The sequence below is a fragment of the Kitasatospora sp. MY 5-36 genome (genome assembly GCF_001182915.1).
Taxonomy (GTDB): Bacteria; Actinomycetota; Actinomycetes; order Streptomycetales; family Streptomycetaceae; genus Kitasatospora.
This window is the reverse complement of record NZ_LFVW01000017.1, coordinates 1-19,049: the sequence shown is the minus strand read 5'-3', so window position 1 is coordinate 19,049 and position 19,049 is coordinate 1. Positions and strand designations below refer to the sequence as shown.

The window sequence follows — 19,049 nt, the reverse complement described above, 5'->3', positions numbered from 1 at the left end:
GACTGTCGGACGTTCCGTCAGTGGGTGCGGTGAACGGTGACCGTGACGATGTAGCGGCGAGTGCGGCCGGTGATGCGCTGACACTGGCCGGGGTTCCGGCGCGGGCGGCGAGCCCGGGCCTCGGTGTCGCGGATGGCGTTCCGGTAGATGGCGACCATGTCGGGGGTCAGGTCGTGCAGGTAGAGGTACACGCCCAGGGCCTGCGGGTCGTCGGCGAGCGCGTCGCAGGTGGAGACGATGGAACGCATGTGGTGGTTCGGGGAGTGCTTCGGGGACACCGCGGTACCTGCGCTTTCGCATTCGTGGGATTGCACGACGGGATGGTGCGAACTGGTGCAGGAGGAGAACGGGCCGCGCGAGGATCCACGGAATCCGCGAAGGAATTCCGGAGGCAGCCGTAGAGTATTCCCCCCCAGGAAAAAGATGTACCACACCCCGTGTTAGGGCTTCCTTCCGCGGCTCCTGCCGTGGAATTGGCAACGACCTTACCCGCGGCTCCGGCATCCTGCAACTGTGGTCATAAGGGGCCATCGGGTTAATTCGGACAAGAGGGCGAGGGCTCTCGATTCCTTTTTCTCGATTGCGTCCAATGCCTTCCCGCATTGAAGCCGGCGCCTGTCAAGGGTTTGTTGACAAGATGGTGACCCTGTCAACCGTGCGTGCTATCGTGGCTCTCACCTCGTGAAACAGGCCATGCGGAAGCAGGTGGGACGTGAAGGCGGCTGAGGAGTTCGGCCCCTGGCTGGCGCGCCAGCTCAGGAATGCAGGGAAGAGCCAGACCGATCTGGCGATCGACCTGGAAGTGACCCGGGCCGCCGTCTCGGCTTGGATCGTGGGACGCTCCGTGCCCCGGGACGACACCGTCCGGCGCATCGCCGAAGTGCTCAACACCGACCTGGAGACCATCCACACCCGTAGCGCCGACGCCCAACTCGGCCTGCCCGTCGACTGGTACCACCGGCCGGCCCACCCCGACGGCGGCCGGGAGTACGGCAACGCCGCCGCCTTCGCCTTCGAGGCGGATGTCTCGGTACTCGCCCGCGAAGCCACCCAGAACAGTCTCGACGCCCGCCTCGATCCGGCCGAGCCGGTCCGCGTACGCTACACCCTGCACGAGCTCACCGGGGAGACTCTCGCCCGGTTCCGCGAGGCCATCCGATGGGATCGCCTGTCTCCGCACTACGAGGCGCTCACCGCCGACGGCGGGAAGCAGAGCAAGGTGTCGCGCACGATCGCGGCCGGGCTGCGCGACATGTACCAGAACGACCGCCTGGTGCTGCTCCGGGTCGACGACTACAACGCCACCGGCCTGACCGGTGATGACTACGCGGACGGGCTCTTCGCCGCCGTGGTCCGTCGTCAACTCGACAGCCACAAGCGGGATCTCGGCGCAGGTGGTTCCTACGGTCTGGGCAAGGCCACACTGTGGGCGACCAGCCGACTCGGCCTGGTGCTGATCAACTCGACCCTCTCCGAACCACACGAGGGGCGCACCGAGCGACGGCTCATCGGCCGACTCGACCTGCCCTGGCGCGAGGTCGACGGTCGGGCGTGCGCCGGCCCGGCCTGGTTCGGACGTGCCGACCCGGTCAACGGGGCCGCGGAAGTGGTCCGTTCCTGGTGGGCGGACGAAGAGACCGTGGAGAATCTCCATCTCACCCGTGAGAGCGGGGCCCCCGGCACGTCGTTCCTCATCGTCGGCGCCCACGACGTGGCCAGCCTGTCGGCCGTCAACGGTGCCGTGGACGAGGAGGAGACCACCGAGGACGACGACTCCATCCACCGCATGCACGCCCGACTGGTCGACGCGCTCGGTCGCAACTTCTGGGCCGCGATGACCGGCGGCGGTGAGCACAGGCCGCACCTGGAGGCGTCCGTCCGTACCTATCGCAACGGCGAAGAACTCATTCGAGAGGAGCACGTGGACCCGGCCGCGGCCCAGCCCGCCCGGACCCGTGCGCTGCGGGCCTTCCTGGAGGGCGCCACCGTCGACCGTCTCACCGGACGCGGTCAGGTCGCCCGGGCCACCGTGACGCTCAAGGTTCCGCTCCACGGCGGCGGCCCGGCACATGGTTTCGTGCCGCACGAGGCCGTGGTCCTGGTCACCGACGCCGAGGACGCCGACGGTCGCTCCAACCGCGTGGTCTCCATGCGGGGCAACCGTATGACGGTCAAGGACAGTGCCGTTCCCAATATGCCGATCGGCACCAACCCTTTTCAGGCCGTCCTCCTCACCGGCCGCGCGGCGGGCCCGGACGCGCTCGGCGCCGAGGCTGCCGAGGAGTTCCTCCGGGCCTCCGAGCCGCCGGAGCACAACAAGTGGGGGCAGACGGAGGAGCTGCGGCTCTCCTACTCCCCCTCCGCCTACCGGCGCATCAACAACCTGACCACCGAGGTGAACGCCGCCGTGCGTGACCTCGTCGCCATTCCCAAGGCCAAGCGCCGCAACGGGGGAGAAGCCAAGATCGCCGGTCGGCTCAAGGTCGGCGGCGCGACGAAGAAGCGGCCACGTCAGGCGGCCGCCGCGGCCCTGCCCGAACTGGACAACGTGGATGCGGTGATCGACGAGACGGGGGCCTGGTCGGTCACCGTGGACCTCCGGATCCCGTCCGGAGCGGATTCGGGCCGTCCGGTCACGCCGGTCGCCAAGTTCGACGTGCGCTCCGGCCCGCGGCCGGCCGCGCCGTGGAAGGAGCTCGTCGCCGTCACCGGCTGCGAGGTGGTCGACGGATCCCTGCACCTGTCACCGGGCAGCCGCAAGGCCGTTTTCCGAGGCGTCACCGACGTCTCCCGCCACCCGGTCCGGGCCCAACTCACCGGACTCGTCGTCGAACTCCGCAGCGGAAAGGAGGAGCAGGCGTGAAGGTCTACCCCTACCGACGATTCACCGGAACCGTGTCCTGGCGCGTCGACAGCGCCCAGCTCAAGGCCGAGGGCGAGCCCTGGGAGGATCTGGAGAGCAAGTACCTCTCCACCATCGAACGCGTCGTCGCCCTCGGGCCGGACGAGGACCGCCCCGACTGGACCCAGGCCCGGCTCCGCCTGTCCGTCGAACTCCCGGCGAAGGCCGTGGACCCGTCCGGGCCCTGGCAGAACGTCAAGGTCGTCGCGGTTCTCGCCGAGCGTGCCACCAACACCCGTACGACGACGGAGTTCTCCCCGGTCTCCGAGGACGGTCGCGCGCGGACGGCCGAGCTCTACCTGTACCGGTGCGACCTCCTCGATCGTTCCTCGCTCACTGTGCACGTGGTGGCCACCGTGGACGGCGTGCCCGGCCGGGTGATCGCCACCTCCGACGTGGAGTGGTTCGTCGACGTGATCGAGGCCGTTCCGTCGCTCGCCCGTGAACTCGACGTCAAGATGCTCAAGTTCGGGTCCGGAGCGAGTCGGCTCCAGCAGTTCAAGGACTCGCCGTGGCTGGTCGACACCACCGGCCGCATCCCGCTCGTGCGCGTCAACTCCGACTTCGACGGGCTCGGCGACCTGATCGGCGCCGACGGCGGAAGCGGCCCGGAGAAGACCGTCCGGGAGCTCCTGCTCGCCCAGATGTGCTCCGAGGTCTGGACGGCGGTCTTCCACTCCGCCGTCGGCGACCTGGAGGTCGAGGAGGACGGCACCCCGGTCTTCCCGCACGGCTGGCAGGGCGAGGTGCTCCGGGAGATGCTCCCGGACGTGTACGCCGACCGTGAGCCGGAGGCCGCCCTGCGGGCGGTCCACAGGGCTCGCACCGGGGCGACCGCCGCCGGTTGGGGTGAACTCCAATCCCGGATCCACTACGCCGCCTCCCGGCGGGCAGGCGTCCCCCGGACGCTCTCCGCCACCATCCACGACCTGGAACGCCTCACGCAGGGGGACGACGCATGACCGACCGGCCCGACTACCTCCCGGGGCGGCTCGCCCTGCTGCCCGGCGCCGAGGCGACGGAGTTCGTCACCGAGGGCCTGCTCACCGGTCGTGAGAGCGTGCCGAGCATCAAGCTCAACCAGGTCACCGAACCGCTCCCGCACGCCGACCGACGCGGCGAACTGCAACCCGTCCGCGACCTGGTCGATGACGCCATGGCCTACTGCCGGGCCGGCGGGCTCAAGGTCACCCAGGCCGACGCCTGGCTGGCTCCCCGCCTCCACGCCGTGCTCCGACTCACCCGCCGCGAGGCGGCCGACCCCGGCTTCTGGAACTACCTCGCCCTCGGCGCCGCCCCGGACTACGTGGTCTGGCGGCACCTGGCGGAACCCAAGGACGGCAAGCCGGCCAAGGTGGCGTCCGACCGCTTTCGCGGGACGTACCACAAGCAGGCCTTCTCCCGGCTGTGGTGGGCGGCCGAACTCTTCCGCGACGGGGCGGACTACGCCCCCGTGGTCGCGGCCTGCGGCAACCAGGACATCCTGAACACGGCGCTACGGATGTCCGTGATCAATCACCGGCCGACCGCGCAGGCGATCGCGCGGCTGGTCGCGAAGGGAACGGTCACCGGTGGGCGCGAGGCGAACGCCCTGGCCGGGGCCGTCAACGCCTCCGCGGCGACCCTGATGTACGACGTGATCGCACCCGACCACCCCGATCGCGACCCTCGCCCGTTGCTGGACTGGATCGACGAGGCCGAGACCGCCCGCCAGGTGTCACGGAACGCGCTCCCGGCGGGCCCCGCTGAGGAACCCGCGCCGGAGCTGTCCGTGAGCGTGTTGGTGGACTACTTCGCCGACCTCTTCGCGGACGCACCGGTCCGGGGGCGGGACGTGGCAGCGGCGGAGGTCGATGCGGATGCCTGACGCTTGGACGTCGGCCTGATCTTCTTCGGGCAGTCGGGACCGCATCCCTTTCCGTCCGGGTCGTCGCAGCCCGACTTGCGCAGGGTGATGCGGTCCTCGACGGAGGCGACTTCCCAGTCCGCCAGTACCTTCTCCTCCTGAAAATGCGGAATTCCCAGTGCCGCCGCCAGCACGTGCATGCCGAACAGCGGCGGCACGGCATTGCCCACCTGCTGGGACTGGTCTCCGCCGTCCCAGGGGTAGTTGGGCGGGAAGGTCTGGAGGATGCCGGCCTCCCGGATGGTCATCCGATCCGGGTCGTGAGGGGCGCGACCGCCCGGAGTCTGGACGACGTTGCGGGAGGCTTTGCCGGTGACCGTGAACGAGGGCTGCCGGTACGTGCGGATGCCGCGCTTCTCGGGATCGCCTCCGGTGCCGTAGTTGGACTTGATCTCGAAAGGCGTCTTCCGGCCCTCGGGCATCCGTTCTGTCGCCCGCAGGACGTCCCACATGGGAACCCAAGGCCTGAGCGGCGGCTCGCCTCCCGCCACCGGAAGCGCGATCTGCTTCTCTCCGGCGACTGCCTTCTCGTCCTGGGGCCCTCCCTGGATCGGGTTGTGCGGGTTGTACGCATGGTGAGTCGGACGGGGGAGTCGTGGGGAGCCGTGCGCGGCCAGCCTGGCGACGAGGATCGTGCGACGGCGGGTCTGAGGGACGCCGTACTCCTCGGTGCGAAGCGTCGCGATCTCCGCGACCTGGTACTTCACCTCCATCCCGTCCGGACCGGGCAGGCCTGCTTCCAGCACCTTCTTGTAGGCCTGCCACAGGGCCTTGACCTGCGGGACCTGTTCCAGGACGATCACGTCGAACGGCCGTCCCTCACGGTTCCGGCAGTAGAGGGCCTTGATCGCGTATCGAAGGGGTTCCAGGACCAGGGCAGTCCTGTTGTCGTCGCCCAGCTCCGCCAAGCGCCTGTCGATCTCCTCGTCGGACACCCGGTCCAGCAGCGCGTGGATGACCTCCTCGACCTTGGCCAGGGCCTCGCGCCCGGCGCCGTTGCCGGCGACCGAGTACGTCTGGCAAGGCGGGCCACCCGCGAGCACGTTCAGCTCCTTGGGCAAGTCCTGGAACCGCTCCCGCCGGACCTGGCTGACATCCGCGTGCAACGTCTCGAGGCCGGCCGCGTAACGCGTCTCACAGGCGTCCTTGTCCCACTCGATGCCGAGGGAACGCACACCGAGCAGGTGTGCGGCCACGTCGAGACCGCCCGGACCGGCGAAAAGGTCCAGAACATATGGTTTCGCGAGAAATGAAGCGGATGCGTCCGAGCTGGTCATGTGGCCAGAGTCTAGCCGGCGGCGGGCGGTGTGATGTACTCGGTCGGCCCCGGTGCCGTCTTCCGCACGCTGCCCGCCCGCCGTTCGTGCACCAGAGCTACGATCCGCTCGGCGGCCTCGGCGGCGTTCTCGTGTTCCCAGACGCGGACGGACAGCCAGCCGGCCTCGGCGAGGCGGGCGTCCGTGTCGACGTCCCGAGAGCGGTTCTTCTCGATCTTCTCGCGCCAGAAGTCGGCGTTGTTCTTCGGCCATGTCGCGTGCTCGGGGCAGCCGTGCCAGAAGCAGCCATCGACGAAGACCGCGACGCGCGCGGGGCCGAAGAGCACATCGGCCTCACGGCGTACGCCCTTGAGCGGTTTGCGGTGGACACGGTAGCGGAGCCCCGCGGCGTGCAGGGTCCTGCGGAGGGTGACCTCGATACCGGTGTCGTGACTGCGCTGCTTGCTCATCCGGGCGCGGATCTTCGGAGTGGTCTCCAGGGAGGGCATGATCCCATTCTGGCTCCGGACACCGACAACGCGTCGAGCGGAGCATGACCACCGCCGGACCCGCCCGGTGGCGCTTTCGGCGGTGCGCGCGGCCTTATGACAACGGCATTGACGTGTGACGGCGCCGCCGGTTTCATGGCTCGCACTTCCGGCCCGCGTCACCCCCCACGACCGGTACGGGAGCTTCCCCCACACGCGCACCCCACGACCAAGGCGGTGATCCGTTGGCATCGACGGTGAAGGACACGGGCGGCGGTCCGAGAGCGGACGCGGCAGGAACGCACGTCGCGATGCACAAGTCGCTCGGCCTGCTGGACGGGGCGGCGATCGCCGCCTCCAGTACGGCCGCCACCAGCAGCATCGGGATCGGCCTGGGGCTGATGGCCGGGGTGGTCGGCCTGCACCTTCCGGCGATCATGCTGCTGGCCTTCCTGCCGGTGCTCGCCATCGCCGGCGGGTACGGGCGGCTGAACGCCGTCGAGCCGGACGCGGGCAGCAGCTACCGGTGGGTCGGGCGCACCCTCAGCCCCTGGTTGGGCTTCCTCACCGGGTGGGTGAACACCGTGGGGACCGTCGTCTTCATGGCGTACACCACGACCGTCACCGGCTCCTCGATCGTCCAGCTGCTCGACCAGGCCCACGTCCGCAGCGTGGCCGGGCTGCGGCTCGACGCCGACTCCACCGTCCAGTGCACCCTGATCGGCCTGGTGGTGCTGGTGGGCGCCGCGCTGGTCGCGGTGCGCGGACTGGACCTGGCGGCCCGGCTGCAGAAGGCGCTGCTGGTCTTCGAGTACGCCGTCCTGCTCGGCTTCTGCGGCTACGGGCTGTTCGCCGGCGACCAGCCGTTCTCGCTCCAGTGGTTCAACCCCTTCGACATTCCCTCCTTCGACGCCGTCGCCCAGGGCATGGTGCTGGCGGTGTTCTGCTACTGGGGCTTCGAGTCGGTGTTCAGCGTCGGCGAGGAGGTGCGCGACCCGCGGGACGCCTCCCGGGGCGGCCTGCTGGCCCTGGTGGTGATGCTGGCGCTGTTCCTGCTCGCCGGCACCGCCTTCCAGCGGGTCCTGCCGATCGACGAGCTGGCCGACAACGGCGCCCACGGGCTGACCTACTTCGGCACGAAGCTGGCCGAACAGCCGCTCGCCGCACTGCCGTTGATCGCGCTGATGTTCTCCGCGGTGGCCTCGCTGCAGTCCTCGGTGATCCCGACCGCGCGCGGGATGTACGCGATGGGGCGCGACCGGGTGCTCGGCCCGGTCTGGACCCGCCTGCACCCCCGGCACGCCACGCCCGCCGTCGGCACCCTGCTGATCACCGGCGTCGCCGTCGCCCTGGCGCTGGCCTCCATCGCCATCCCGACCGTCAACGACCTGATCTCGGCCGCGGTCAACGCGATCGGCATCGTCGTCGCCCTCTACTACGCGCTGACCGCCGTCGCGGCCGCCGTCCGGTTCCGCCACCTGCTGCGCACCGCCCCGCTGGAGGGGCTGCGCGCGGTGGTCGGGCCGCTGCTGGGCGCGGCGGCGCTGCTCGCCGTCGGCGGCTACCTCGCCTGGACCTTCTACGACTCCACGGACCACTTCGAACTCGCCGCCGACAACGGTTGGTTCGAGCTGTCCGTGGTGATCATGATGATCGTCAGCGGGCTGCCGGCGGCGGCCTGGGCCCGCTGGCGGCGGCGCTCGCCGTACTTCCTGCGGGAGGACGCGGCGGCCGGGTAGCCGCCCGTACGACGCACGACCAGGCACGACCACGCGAGAACGGAGCACCACCCATGACCCAGGCCGATCTGGTCTTCACCCACGGCCCCGTCCACACCGGCGACGCGGCCCGCGCCCGGGCGAGCGGGCTGGCGGTCGTCGGCGAGCGGATCGCCGCCGTCGGGCACGACGAGGTCCGGGAGCTGATCGGGCCGCGGACCGAGGTCGTCGACCTCACCGGCAAGCTGCTGCTGCCCGGCTTCCAGGACGCGCACATCCACGCCGTGTTCGGCGGCGCCGAGCTGGCCTCCTGCGACCTCACCGGGACGGTCGGCGTCGCCGACTACCTGGAGCGGATCCGGGCGTACGCCGAGGCCCACCCGGACCAGGAGTGGATCACCGGCAGCGGGTGGTCGATGGAGAGCTTCGAAGGCGGCCTGCCCACCCGGCAGCTGCTCGACTCCGTCGTCCCCGACCGGCCGGTGTACCTCACCAACCGGGACCACCACGGCGCCTGGGCCAACACCCGGGCGCTGGAACTCGCCGGGCTCACCGCCGACACCCCCGACCCGGGCGACGGGCGGATCGAGCGCGAGGCCGACGGCACCCCCGGCGGCACCCTCCAGGAGGGCGCCACCGCCCTGGTCGCCCGGCTGCTGCCGCCCGCCACCGCCGCCGACCGGCTGGCCGGACTGCTGCGCGCCCAGCGGCTGCTGCACTCGCTCGGCATCACCGGCTGGCAGGACGCGCTGCTCGGCGAGTTCAACGGCCAGCCGGACCCGTCCGACGCCTACCTGGCCGCCGCCCGCTCCGGCGCGCTCACCGCCCGGGTGACCGGCGCGCTCTGGTGGGACCGGGACCGCGGCGCCGACCAGATCCCCGACCTGGTGCGGCGGCGCGCGGAACTGGCCCACGGACGGTTCCGGGCCGGCTCGGTGAAGATCATGCAGGACGGCATCGCGGAGAACTTCACCGCCGCGATGACCAGCCCGTACCTGGACGGCTGCGGCTGCGCCACCGCCAACTCCGGCCTCAGCTTCGTCGACCCGGAGGCCCTGCGCGGGTACGTCACCGCACTGGACGCGCTCGACTTCCAGGTGCACTTCCACGCGCTCGGCGACCGGGCCGTGCGCGAGGCGCTGGACGCGATCGAAGCCGCCCGCACCGCCAACGGCCGGCGCGGCGCCCGGCACCACCTCGCCCACCTCCAGGTGGTCCACCCGGACGACCTCCCGCGCTTCGCCCGGCTCGGTGCCGTCGCCAACATCCAGCCGCTCTGGGCCGCGCACGAGCCGCAGATGGACGAGCTGACCATCCCGTTCCTCGGGCCGGAGCGGGCCGCCTGGCAGTACCCGTTCGGCTCCCTCCAGCGGGCTGGCGCCACCCTCGCGGCGGGCAGCGACTGGCCGGTGAGCAGCCCGGACCCGCTGGCGGGGCTGCACGTGGCGGTCAACCGGATGGAGCCGGAGGCCACCGACGGGCGGGTCTTCCTGCCCGAGCAGCGGCTCGACCTGGGCTCGGCCATCGCCGCGTACACGGCCGGCAGCGCGTACCTCAACGGGCACGACGACGCCGGGGTGCTGGCCGTTGGGCGGCTCGCGGACCTGGTGGTGCTCGACCGGGACATCCTCACCGGGCCGCCGGAGGAGATCGCGCAGGCGCGGGTGGAGCGCACCTACGTCGGCGGGGAGCTGGTGCACGCGGCGGACTGACCCCGGCAGGGGGCCGGACGAAGGCCGCCGGTGGTGGGCGCACGGGGGCCCGCCACCGGCGGCCCTCGCGTTCCCCGGATCGGGGGTTCAGCCCCCGGCGGCCCGCAGCCGGGCCTCGGCGGCGTCCAGCAGCAGGTCCAGGGCGTACGGGTAGCCGCTGCGGCGCATGTCGGCGGTGAGCAGGTGGGCGGTGGCCGCGATGTGGGGGTGCTCGGCGGCGTCGAGCCGGGCGTAGGACGCCTGCCAGACCTCGAGGTCGGCGCTCTGGGCGGCGGACGGCAGGGCGAGGGTGGCGGCGTCCAGGGCGGCGAAGCCGAGGCTCTGGTCGACGAAGGCGTGGTAGATCCGGACGGCCTCCGGGTCCGGGAAGCCCGCCGTGCGCAGGACGCCGAGGATCGCCTCGACGGCGGCGATCTCGTGGGCGCGGCCGGTGGTGCGGTGGGCGGCGAGGATGGCGGCCTGCGGGTGGGCCAGGTAGCTGGCGTGGATGCGCAGGCCGATGGCACGCAGGTCGGCGCGCCAGTCGCCGGTGGGCCGCCAGTCGTGCTGGGCCCGGCCGATCAGCTCGTCGGCGACGGCGAGCAGCAGGTCGTCGGTGCTGTGGAAGTAGCGGTAGACCGCGCTCGGATCGGCCCCGAGCGCGGCGCCCAGCCGCCGCACCGTGAGCGCCTCGGCGCCGTGCCGGCCGATCAGCCGGATCGCGGTGTCGACGATCAGCTCGGCGGACAGCACCACACCCTGCTTGGTGGGTCGCCGCCGCCGCCGTTGCGGCTCGGGGACTACGCGGTCGGTCATGCGCCCGAGGTTATGTCAAGGATGCTGACACAAACCAGGGGTCGGGAGCGGAAGCCCGGCCTCAGCAGGAGACGGTGCGGCACGCGGCCGCCCGGGCGCCGAAGCCGCGGACGGCGGGGGAGGCGTGGGGGGCGGGTTCCGGGGCCGCGTCGGACGAGGGCCGGGAGCGGCGCGCACGGGCATTGGTGGGCAGGTCTGCGGCGCCTAGGATGCGATCATGGCTGATTCGGCACCCTCCACCGGCGCTCCCGGACCCCGCGATCCGGAGCTGGGCTTCCCGCGCCCCGGCGAGGTGCTGCAGCGGCTGCGCACCCAGCGCGGTATGTCGCTGCGGCAGGTGGCCGCCGAGTGCGGGCTGTCGGTCTCCTTCCTGGCTTCGCTGGAGCGCGGGGAGACCGACATCGCGCTGGAGCGGCTCGGCCGGCTCGCCCGGGTGTTCGGCCACGACGTCGGTTCCTTCCTGGGCTTCTCCCGGGGGCGGGCGACCCCCGCGCTGTTCCCCCGGGAGGGGCAGGAGGAGCTCCAGCGGGCCCCGGGGGTGGTCTACCGGGTGGTGCGCTCCCCGGAGCTCGGCTACCAGGTGGTCACCGGTGACTTCGCGCCGCACAGCGGTCTCGGCGAGGAGCTCCAGCACGAGGGGTCCGATCTGATCACCGTCACCCGGGGTGAGCTGGTGGTCCGTTACAACGGGGTGGACCACGTGCTGGGAGCCGGCGACAGCATCCAGTTCTCGGCCGGCCATCCGCACAGCTTCCGCAACGAGACGGACGAGCCGGCCCAGCTGGTGGGGGTCCTCTTCTCCAGCCTCTACTGACTTCCGGGCGTCGCCGCCTGCTCGCCAACTGCCCCACGGACAGCGGTCCGTGGGGCAGTCGGCGTTTCGGTCCCGGGATGTCGCCGCAGGGCCTGCCCGTCTCGACGTGAGCGATATTCTGCTCTACGGTGCTCTATATCGAACAATCGAGGAGATCCAGAGGAGCTCGGAGATGACGATGCCGACCCCGCCGCTCGAGGGCGCCGCGCGCGAAGCCGTCCCGGACGCAGGCCCGCCCGTGGGGACCGACGAGCGGCGGGGCCGGGGGACCGGCGCGGCCCTGCGTGTGGCGCTCGTGGTGGTCTGGAGCTCCGGATTCATCTCCGGCAAGCTCGGCCTGCGGCACGCCGCGCCGTACACCTTCGCGACCTTACGGTTCGCGATCGCCGGGCTGGTACTGCTGGCGATCGCCGGAATCCGCCGGGAGCGCCTGCCTCGCGGGCGCCTGCTGCTGCACCTGGCGGTGGCGGGTGTGCTCGTCCAGGGCGTGCAGTTCTCCAGCATCTACATGGGCATGAAGCTCGGGGTGTCCTCCGGGCTCGCCGCGCTGGTCATCGCGCTCTACCCGCTGACCACATCGCTGCTGGCGGTGCCGCTGCTCGGTGAGCGGGTCACCCGCGGCCAGTGCCTGGGCCTGGTGCTCGGGCTGGGCGGCGTCGCGCTGGCCGTCGCGGACCGGATCGACCTGTCCGGCGGCTACCTGCTGGGCCTCGGCTTCCTGCTGCTGGGCCTGCTCGGCATCTCGTACGGCACCGTCCACCAGAAGCGCCATTGCGCGCGGATGGAGCCGGTGGGCGGCAACGCGGTGCAGCTGCTGGCCGCCGCGGCGGCGGCGCTGGTTCCCGCGCTGCTGGTCGAGGGCTGGTCCGTGGAGTTCACCGCCTCGTACTGGCCGGTGCTGCTGTGGACGGCGCTGATCAACTCGATCGTCGGCGTGGGCCTGCTCTACCACCTGCTGCAGCGGCACGGCACGAGCCAGGTCAGCAGCCTGTTCTACCTGGTCCCGATGTGCACCGCCGCCTTCGCCGCGGTGCTGCTCGACCAGCCGCTCGGCGTGCTGACCCTGGCCGGGCTGGTCCTCGCCTCGGCCGGCACCCTCCTGGCGAACCGTGTCCACCGCTGAACGGCGGGAGGGCCGGGCGCTCGACCCGGCCCTCCCGCGCCTCCCTCAGGCCCCGGCCGCCGCCCGCTGGACCGTCTCCCGCTGGTCGGCGATCAGGTCCTCGATGTCGTCGGCGCAGTCGCCGCACCGGTGTTCGCTCCGGTGGCCCCGCGCACCGCCCGCGCCGACCCCCACCGGCGCACCGACCGACACCCCTCCCGCACCGCACGTCCACTGTGAGGCCGACCCATCATGACCAACGTCGCCGTGCTCAACTACGGCCAGGGCCACGACTACCCCGGGATGTTCCCCGAACTCGCCGACAAGCTACAGGTGTTCAGCCAGAACGAGCTCAAGAACACCGAGCGGCTGGCCCGTTACGAGTACGTCCCGGACTCCGACGCCGTCCCCTACGCGGAGCTGGCGATCCGCCGGCTGCACCGGCAACGGCCGTTCACCCACATCATCACCGACAACGAGTACGACCTGGAACGGGCCGCCCGGATGCGCGCGGACTTCGGCCTGGGCGGCCAGACCCCGGACAGCGCCCGGTCGTTCCGCGACAAGGCGGTGATGAAGGAGGTCGCCGGCCGGGCCGTGCCGACCGCCCGCTGGGCCCGGCTCGACACGGTCGTCGACCTCACCGGCTTCATCGAGGCGGTCGGCTACCCCGTGGTCGTCAAACCGGTCAGCCAGGGCGGCTCGCGGGACATCGCGGTGCTGCACGGGGACGAGGAACTGCTCGCCTTCGCCCGGCGGCGCTGGCGCGAGGACCTGATGGCCGAGGAGTTCATCGACGGCCCGATGTACCACGTCGACGCGGTGCTCGGCGACGGCTACCGCTTCGTCGCCTCCTCCCGCTACCTGCGCAGCTGCCTCGGGGTCTTCACCGGGCAGAACAACGGCTCGGTCCAGCTGCACCCGGAGAGCGGGATGGCCCGGCGGCTGGAGGAGTTCCTCGACCGGACGCTGTCCGCCTTCGACGTCCCGCCGGTCAGCGCCTACCACCTGGAGGTGTTCCACACACCGGACGACGAGCTGGTGATGTGCGAGATCGCCTCGCGGGTCGGCGGCGACCGCATTCCGTGGCTCACCCGGGCCACCTACGGGGTGGACCTGCACACCTCGGTGCTGCGCCAGTCCGCCGGGCTGCCCGTCCAGCCGCCGCCGGCCGCGCCGCCGACCGAGGTGCACGGCTCGGTGTCCGTCCTGCCGCAGGGGCGGCCGGTACGTGCGCCGGGGCGGCCGCCGTTCCCGTGGGTGCGGCACTACCAGGTGAACGAGGAACTGGAGCCCGGGGCGGTCACCCTCTACAGCGCCTCGCACCTGTGCTTCGTGATCGTCGCGGGTGCCGACGCGGAGCAGGTCGAGGAACGGTTGTTGCGGGCCGAGGCCTGGCTGATGGCGAACCTGGAGGAGTGCTGATGCCGTACAGGATCCTGGTCAACGCGAAGAGCGACCCGGGCGGGCTGGTCTACCACCAGCGGTTGACCGGCGAGAAGCACTCCGCGGAGGCGGTCAACACCGCGCCGGCCGCCCTGCGTTCGGCGGGTCGGCTGGTCTGACGGTGCGGCGCCGACCGCTGGTCAGCACTCTGGTCCGGCGTCCGACCGGTCCGCCGGGCCAGCCGTCCGAGTCGGGACGCTGGAACCGGTTCCACCCCCTCCGGCCTGTGGTTTCACTCCCGACTGGAACGGCCGGCCGGAACGCTCCGGGGCCTGCCGCGGGCGAGTGCGGTCAGGACGGTGGTGCCGAGGGGGGAGCCGGGGGCGGCGAGTGCGTAGGGGAGGGAGAAGTGGTTGTGGGCGGGGGCGACGAGGTCGGTGAGGGGGGCGCGGCGGCGTAGGGCGGCGGCCATCAGGGCGTGTTGGCGGGCGTACTCGGCGGTCTCGTCGGCGCCGCGGGCGAGGACGACCGGGGGCAGGCGCGGCGGGAGGTGGTGCAGCGGGCTGTTGCGGTGGGCGGCGGCCGGGTCGAGGGCGAGCGCGTCGTTGACGTAGCAGAGGCGGACGGGTTCCAGGTCGTACATGCCGCTCAGCAGGGTGGCGCCGGCGATCGCGGCGGAGACGTCGGGCCCGTGGTGGGGGGTGCCGGGGACGCGGGGGAGCAGGGCCATGGCGGCGAGGTGGGCGCCGGCGGAGTGGCCGGCCAGGTGGAGGCGGTCGGGGGCGAAGCCGAGGGCGTCGGCGTGGCGGTGGAGCCAGTGGACGGCGCGCCGGACCATGGCGACCATGTCGTCCAGCCGGGTGGCGGGGGCCAGGCCGTAGCCGACGACCGCGACGGCGGCGCCGGCCCGGAGCAGCGGCGGGGCGGGGAAGGCGGAGTCGTCCTTGGACAGTTCCTGCCAGTTGCCGCCGTGGACGAAGACCTGGAGCGGGGGCGGGCCGTCGGGGCCGTCGGGGGCGGGGAAGTAGTCGAGGGTCTCGGCCGGGTGCGGGCCGTACGGGAGGCCGGTGAGGACGGGGTGGCGGCTGCGGGCGTTCGCGCTGTCCCGTGCGTAGCGGTCCAGGTAGGCCCGGAGGTCGGGGACGCGGTGGCTGGGGGTGTACTGGCGGTCGAGGGCCGCGCGGTCCATGCCCCGGTAGACGGGGACGGGGGCGCGGCCGGGTATGAGCGTCGGGGCCGGGCTCTCGGGCACGGGAGGTCGCCTCCGCGGTACGTCGGTGGAGCCGTCGGACGTGGAGCCGTCGGACGGTGAAGGGGCAAGGAGGTGAACGGGCAAGGAGGTGAAGGGGCAAGGCGGTGTCGGGAGCGGTCAGTCGAGGATGGTGACCGTCTGGTCGAGCGGCGCCCGGCCCACCCGGTAGCGGGGGGCGGCCGGGTCGGGGTGGCCCACGGAGAGGCCGCAGAAGAGCACGAGGGAGGCGGGCGGCGACAGGACGTCCGCGACGGTGCGGTGGTAGACGGACCAGGCCATCTGCGGGCAGCTGTGCAGCCCTTCGGCGCGCAGCAGCAGCATGACGGTCTGCAGGTACATCCCGAGGTCGGCCCACTGGGCCGGGCCCATCGACCGGTCGATGTAGCTGAACAGCGCGGTGGGCGCGCCGAAGCAGTCCCAGTTCCGGACGACGGCCCGCTGCCGGGCGTCCCGGTCCTCGCGGGGGATGCCGAAGGCGCGGTAGCGCTGTTCGGCGGCCTCCCGGCGCCGTTCCTGGTAGGGGGACTTGAGTTCGGGCGGGTACATCTCGAACTCGGGGTCGTCGCCCTGGTCGCCGGAGGAGGCGCGGGCGACGGCGAGCCGCTTGAGCCGTTCCAGCCGCTCCCCGGTGACCAGGTAGGTGTGCCAGGGCTGGAGGTTGGCGCCGGAGGGGGCGCGGGACGCGGCCGCGAGCACCCGTTCGAGCACCTCCCTCGGCACCGGTTGGTCGGTGAACCCCCGCACCGCCCGACGGGTCTCGACAGCCTCGTAGACGTCCACCAGCCGCGTCCTCACACCTCGCCCGACCGTTCCGGGGCCGCGTCCGGCACTGCCGGGCGTCCCGTTGCTGCAACGGTTCGGGCGCGGAGGAGGTGACGGCCGGGGGCCGAGGTCCCGCCGGACGGGTGTCAGCCGCCGACGGCGTAGCGGTCCAGGGTGCGGACGTACTCGGCGGCGCCCATCCGGCCGACCGACCCCAGCCGGTCCAGGTCGAGGTGGAAGCCGGTCTCGTCGACCAGTCCCTCCTCCGCGACGACGTGGACGACCTCGCCGATGACCACGGAGTGGTCGCCGACCGGCACCACCGAGGAGGTGCGGCACTCGAAGGCGAGCGGCGAGCCGTCGATGCGCGGCGAGCGGACGGCGTGCCCGGGCAGGGCGCGCAGCCCGGCCAGGTCGTACTCCGACTCGCCGTACGGGAGCGGTTTCGCCGTGGTGGTGGCGGCCTCGGCGTGCTTCTCGATCAGGACGTTGACGGTGAACTCCCCGGTGCCGCCCTCGGCGGGGAGGCGGGCGTTGCGGCAGGAGTCCTTCTCGGTGCCGTCGGCCCGCCGGCTGGCGCAGAAGAGCAGCGCCATCGGGGAGTAGCCCACGGCCGTGTAGTACGAGAAGGGCGCCAGGTTGACGGCCCCGCCGGGGGAGACCGTGCTCACCATGGCGATCGGCCGGGGGACCACGCTCCACAGCAGCAGGCGCTGGCGCTGGCGGGCGGTCATGGATGCCACGTCGACGTGCAGCATGGCTCGGTCGCTCCTACGGGCTTCTGGTGGGGTGGCGGTGAGCGGGAGGGCCGCTACACCGGGCTGGTGGCGAGCACCTCGGTGTGCGGGTTGCCGCGCAGCTGCCGCAGGTCGCGGAACGGGAGGGTGATCCGGCGCAGCAGGTAGTCCTCCCCGGAGGTGCCGCCGGTGCCCTGCTGCCCGCCGACCATCTTGGTCACCAGGCCCAGGTGGGCCACCTTCCAGCGCCAGTAGCCGTTGCCCACGTCGAGCAGCGCCTCGGCGACCCGGTGCGGGCCGCCGCAGGCGACGCCGAGGCGGCAGACGTCGGCGGCGCTCAGGCCCTGCCGGTCGGCGTCGGCCAGGAAGGCCCGGTACAGCTCGCTCGTCTCGGTGCCGTCCTCCAGCAGCCGGCCGAGCACCCGGAACTGCTGCGACTGGGCGCCGCTGGCGGTGCCGAGGTAGGGCCGGAACCGGACGAAGTGCCGCAGCGGGAGGCGTTCCAGGACGATCACCTGCTCGTGCAGGACGCGGAGCAACTCGGCGGCCCGCTGGAGGAGTTCGACCCCGTCCTCGGCTCCGCCGGCCGGGTCGCCGGGGGCGTTCAGGAGGTCCCGGGCCAGCCGGAGGTCGGCCACGATCTGTTTGAGCCACAGCTCGCAGGACTGGTGGGCGACGATGAAGAAGTGCTCGGCCAGGGCGACGCTCCGGTCGGTGGACTCGGGGAAGCGGGTCTGCTGGAGCGAGAGCAGGGTGTCCATCTGGAGGTAGGTGGAGTAGGTCAGGTCGGTGATCGTCTCGGTGACGGCTTCGGTCATGGTCAGCTCCGCATCAGAGGGCCCGCGCCGGGCGCGGGGTGGAGTCGCCCGGGGTGGAGGCGCCCGGGTCGGCGGTGCTCGGGGCGGGGAGGCGCGGTGCCGGGGCGGCCGTCGCGCCGGTGGCCGCCGCGTCGACGGTCACCGCGTCGAGGAAGGCGGTGAGGTCGGCGAGGACGCCCTCGGGGTGCTGGAACAGGTGGAAGTGGTGGCCCTCGCGTTCGAGGAGGCTGAACGGCCCGGTGGTGACGGCCGCCCACTCGGCGACCAGGGTGCGGTCGACCAGCGGGTCCAGGGTGCCGTGGTGGCAGCGGACCGGGCAGGCCAGCGGCGCGGTCCGCGGCTCCACCCGGTACTGCTCGTGCGCGGTGAGGTCCGCGCGCAGGACGGGCAGGACGGCCTCCGCGACCTCCGGCTCCTCGGGGAGGTCCGGGTCGATGCCGCCCAGGGAGCGGATCAGGGACCACAGGACCTCGTCGGACAGTCCGCAGGCCCGGATCCGTCCGGCCCGGCCGGGCGGCGGGCAGCTGGAGGCCAGCAGGCCGGCCGGCGGGCGCCCCAGGGTGCCGAGGGTGACGGCGGTCTCGTAGCCGACGAGGGCCCCGAGGCTGTGCCCGAACAGCACGGTGGGCAGCGGCGGCAGGCGCAGGAGTTCGGAGGCCAGCTCCGCGCTCAGCGCGCGCACGTCGGTGGACGGCGGTTCGCCGAAGCGGTCGCCGTGCCCCGGGTACTGCACCGCCAGCAGCTCGACGGTCGGGGGGAGGGCGGTGGACCACGGGCCGTAGCCGGCCGCGCTGCCGCCGGAGTGCGGGAGGCAGACCAGCCGTGCCGTGGCCGCGGGCGCTCGGACCAGTGTCCGCAGGCAGTGGTCGCGGCGGGTACGAAGCATGACGGAACTCCTCCGCTTCGGAGTACGGGTGCTTCGGCAGGTGTCCGCAATCTTTCGGCTCTTCCTCCCTGACCGGACCGGCCACGAAAGAGTTCTGACACAACTGAAAGAGATCCGACACAACTGGCGCGGGCCGGTTCGGGCCTCTGTGAGGATCCGGTCACCGGGCCCGTGCCGAGCACTGCACGCAGTGCGTTTCCCGTCTTCCGTGGGGTTTGTGGACGATGAGCCGAACCGTGACCGCCTCGCTCGACCTGACCGACTCACGCACCTTCCTGGCGCACGATCCCTTCGAGTTCTTCGCCGGGGTCCGGGCGAACGAGCCGGTGTACTGGCACGCCGCCGCGGCCGGCCGGCCGGGCTTCTGGGTGGTGGCCGGGTACGCCGACGTGGTCGCCTGCTACGGCGCCGCCGGCGCGCTCGCCTCGGGCCGCGGCACCGTGCTCGACGTGCTCCTGCGCGGCGACGACTCGGCCGGCGGCCGGATGCTCGCCGTCACCGACCGCCCCCGCCAC

General features: G+C 72.4%; 19 protein-coding genes and 1 pseudogene. 10 read left to right on the top strand and 10 right to left on the bottom strand.

The window, feature by feature from the left end; all coding sequences use genetic code 11:
* Positions 1-17 precede the first annotated feature (17 nt).
* A complete protein-coding gene (locus AE652_RS01560; protein WP_049649226.1) occupies positions 18-278 on the bottom strand; it encodes a hypothetical protein in 261 nt (86 codons plus the stop codon).
* Between the two features lie 434 nt (positions 279-712).
* Here AE652_RS01560 and AE652_RS01555 point away from each other — a divergent pair, with 434 nt between their 5' ends.
* The 3 genes from AE652_RS01555 to AE652_RS01545 are packed head-to-tail and all read left to right on the top strand — an operon-like array spanning position 713 to position 4,769.
* On the top strand, positions 713-2,863 hold the full coding sequence (locus tag AE652_RS01555) for a helix-turn-helix transcriptional regulator (RefSeq protein WP_049649225.1): 2,151 nt from the start codon (positions 713-715) through the stop codon (positions 2,861-2,863).
* A complete protein-coding gene (locus tag AE652_RS01550; protein ID WP_049649224.1) occupies positions 2,860-3,864 on the top strand; it encodes a hypothetical protein in 1,005 nt (334 codons plus the stop codon). Before AE652_RS01555 ends, AE652_RS01550 begins: the two co-directional genes overlap by 4 nt.
* Entirely contained in the window at positions 3,861-4,769 is a 909-nt protein-coding gene (locus AE652_RS01545) for a DUF6339 family protein (RefSeq protein WP_049649223.1), read from the top strand. The genes AE652_RS01550 and AE652_RS01545 overlap by 4 nt, the downstream gene beginning before the upstream one ends.
* Here AE652_RS01545 and AE652_RS01540 read toward each other — a convergent pair.
* Positions 4,691-6,085, bottom strand: a complete 1,395-nt coding sequence (locus tag AE652_RS01540; protein ID WP_049649222.1) for a DNA cytosine methyltransferase — start codon at positions 6,083-6,085, stop codon at positions 4,691-4,693. The two genes, AE652_RS01545 and AE652_RS01540, sit on opposite strands and share 79 nt — an antisense overlap.
* Positions 6,086-6,096: 11 nt before the next feature.
* Positions 6,097-6,573, bottom strand: coding sequence for a very short patch repair endonuclease (locus AE652_RS01535; RefSeq protein WP_049649221.1), 477 nt, complete (start codon positions 6,571-6,573; stop codon positions 6,097-6,099).
* Positions 6,574-6,863: 290 nt separating this feature from the next.
* Between AE652_RS01535 and AE652_RS01530 the strand changes: the two genes are divergently transcribed.
* Together AE652_RS01530 and AE652_RS01525 are read left to right on the top strand one after the other, a co-directional pair.
* Positions 6,864-8,291, top strand: coding sequence for an APC family permease (locus AE652_RS01530; protein WP_049649220.1), 1,428 nt, complete (start codon positions 6,864-6,866; stop codon positions 8,289-8,291).
* Between the two features lie 53 nt (positions 8,292-8,344).
* Positions 8,345-9,982 (top strand): amidohydrolase, encoded by a 1,638-nt coding sequence (locus AE652_RS01525; RefSeq protein ID WP_049649219.1) that lies wholly within the window; start codon positions 8,345-8,347, stop codon positions 9,980-9,982.
* 87 nt (positions 9,983-10,069) lie between these two features.
* On the opposite strand, the gene AE652_RS01520 is transcribed toward AE652_RS01525, so the two are convergent.
* On the bottom strand, positions 10,070-10,777 hold the full coding sequence (locus tag AE652_RS01520) for a TetR/AcrR family transcriptional regulator (protein WP_049649218.1): 708 nt from the start codon (positions 10,775-10,777) through the stop codon (positions 10,070-10,072).
* A gap of 217 nt (positions 10,778-10,994) precedes the next feature.
* On the opposite strand from AE652_RS01520, the gene AE652_RS01515 reads away from it, so the two are divergent.
* Positions 10,995-11,591, top strand: a complete 597-nt coding sequence (locus tag AE652_RS01515) for a cupin domain-containing protein (protein ID WP_049649217.1) — start codon at positions 10,995-10,997, stop codon at positions 11,589-11,591.
* Between the two features lie 172 nt (positions 11,592-11,763).
* The gene (locus tag AE652_RS01510; protein ID WP_234348176.1) at positions 11,764-12,714 is read left to right on the top strand and encodes a DMT family transporter; all 951 of its coding nucleotides are present in this window, start codon (positions 11,764-11,766) and stop codon (positions 12,712-12,714) included.
* A gap of 45 nt (positions 12,715-12,759) precedes the next feature.
* Here AE652_RS01510 and AE652_RS46065 read toward each other — a convergent pair whose 3' ends face one another.
* Positions 12,760-12,906 (bottom strand): hypothetical protein, encoded by a 147-nt coding sequence (locus AE652_RS46065; protein WP_159028307.1) that lies wholly within the window; start codon positions 12,904-12,906, stop codon positions 12,760-12,762.
* Positions 12,907-12,945: 39 nt separating this feature from the next.
* Between AE652_RS46065 and AE652_RS01505 the strand changes: the two genes are divergently transcribed.
* On the top strand, positions 12,946-14,118 hold the full coding sequence (locus tag AE652_RS01505; protein WP_049649216.1) for an acetyl-CoA carboxylase biotin carboxylase subunit family protein: 1,173 nt from the start codon (positions 12,946-12,948) through the stop codon (positions 14,116-14,118).
* A complete protein-coding gene (locus AE652_RS46060) occupies positions 14,118-14,258 on the top strand; it encodes a hypothetical protein (RefSeq protein ID WP_159028306.1) in 141 nt (46 codons plus the stop codon). Before AE652_RS01505 ends, AE652_RS46060 begins: the two co-directional genes overlap by 1 nt.
* Before the next feature lie 113 nt (positions 14,259-14,371).
* Here AE652_RS46060 and AE652_RS01500 read toward each other — a convergent pair whose 3' ends face one another.
* The 5 genes from AE652_RS01500 to AE652_RS01480 all read right to left on the bottom strand — a co-directional run bounded on the left by AE652_RS01500 (position 14,372) and on the right by AE652_RS01480 (position 18,534).
* A complete protein-coding gene (locus AE652_RS01500; protein ID WP_234348175.1) occupies positions 14,372-15,331 on the bottom strand; it encodes an alpha/beta hydrolase in 960 nt (319 codons plus the stop codon).
* A 117-nt stretch (positions 15,332-15,448) separates the two neighbouring features.
* A complete protein-coding gene (locus tag AE652_RS01495) occupies positions 15,449-16,111 on the bottom strand; it encodes a nitroreductase (protein ID WP_049649215.1) in 663 nt (220 codons plus the stop codon).
* A gap of 128 nt (positions 16,112-16,239) precedes the next feature.
* Positions 16,240-16,851 (bottom strand): flavin reductase family protein, encoded by a 612-nt coding sequence (locus tag AE652_RS01490; RefSeq protein WP_074004076.1) that lies wholly within the window; start codon positions 16,849-16,851, stop codon positions 16,240-16,242.
* A gap of 53 nt (positions 16,852-16,904) precedes the next feature.
* Positions 16,905-17,648 (bottom strand): tryptophan 2,3-dioxygenase family protein, encoded by a 744-nt coding sequence (locus AE652_RS01485; RefSeq protein ID WP_049649214.1) that lies wholly within the window; start codon positions 17,646-17,648, stop codon positions 16,905-16,907.
* A gap of 13 nt (positions 17,649-17,661) precedes the next feature.
* Complete coding sequence (locus AE652_RS01480; protein ID WP_049649213.1) at positions 17,662-18,534, bottom strand: thioesterase II family protein; 873 nt, start codon at positions 18,532-18,534, stop codon at positions 17,662-17,664.
* A 224-nt stretch (positions 18,535-18,758) separates the two neighbouring features.
* On the opposite strand from AE652_RS01480, the pseudogene AE652_RS01475 reads away from it, so the two are divergent.
* Positions 18,759-19,049: pseudogene (locus tag AE652_RS01475) on the top strand (cytochrome P450); the annotation flags it as partial.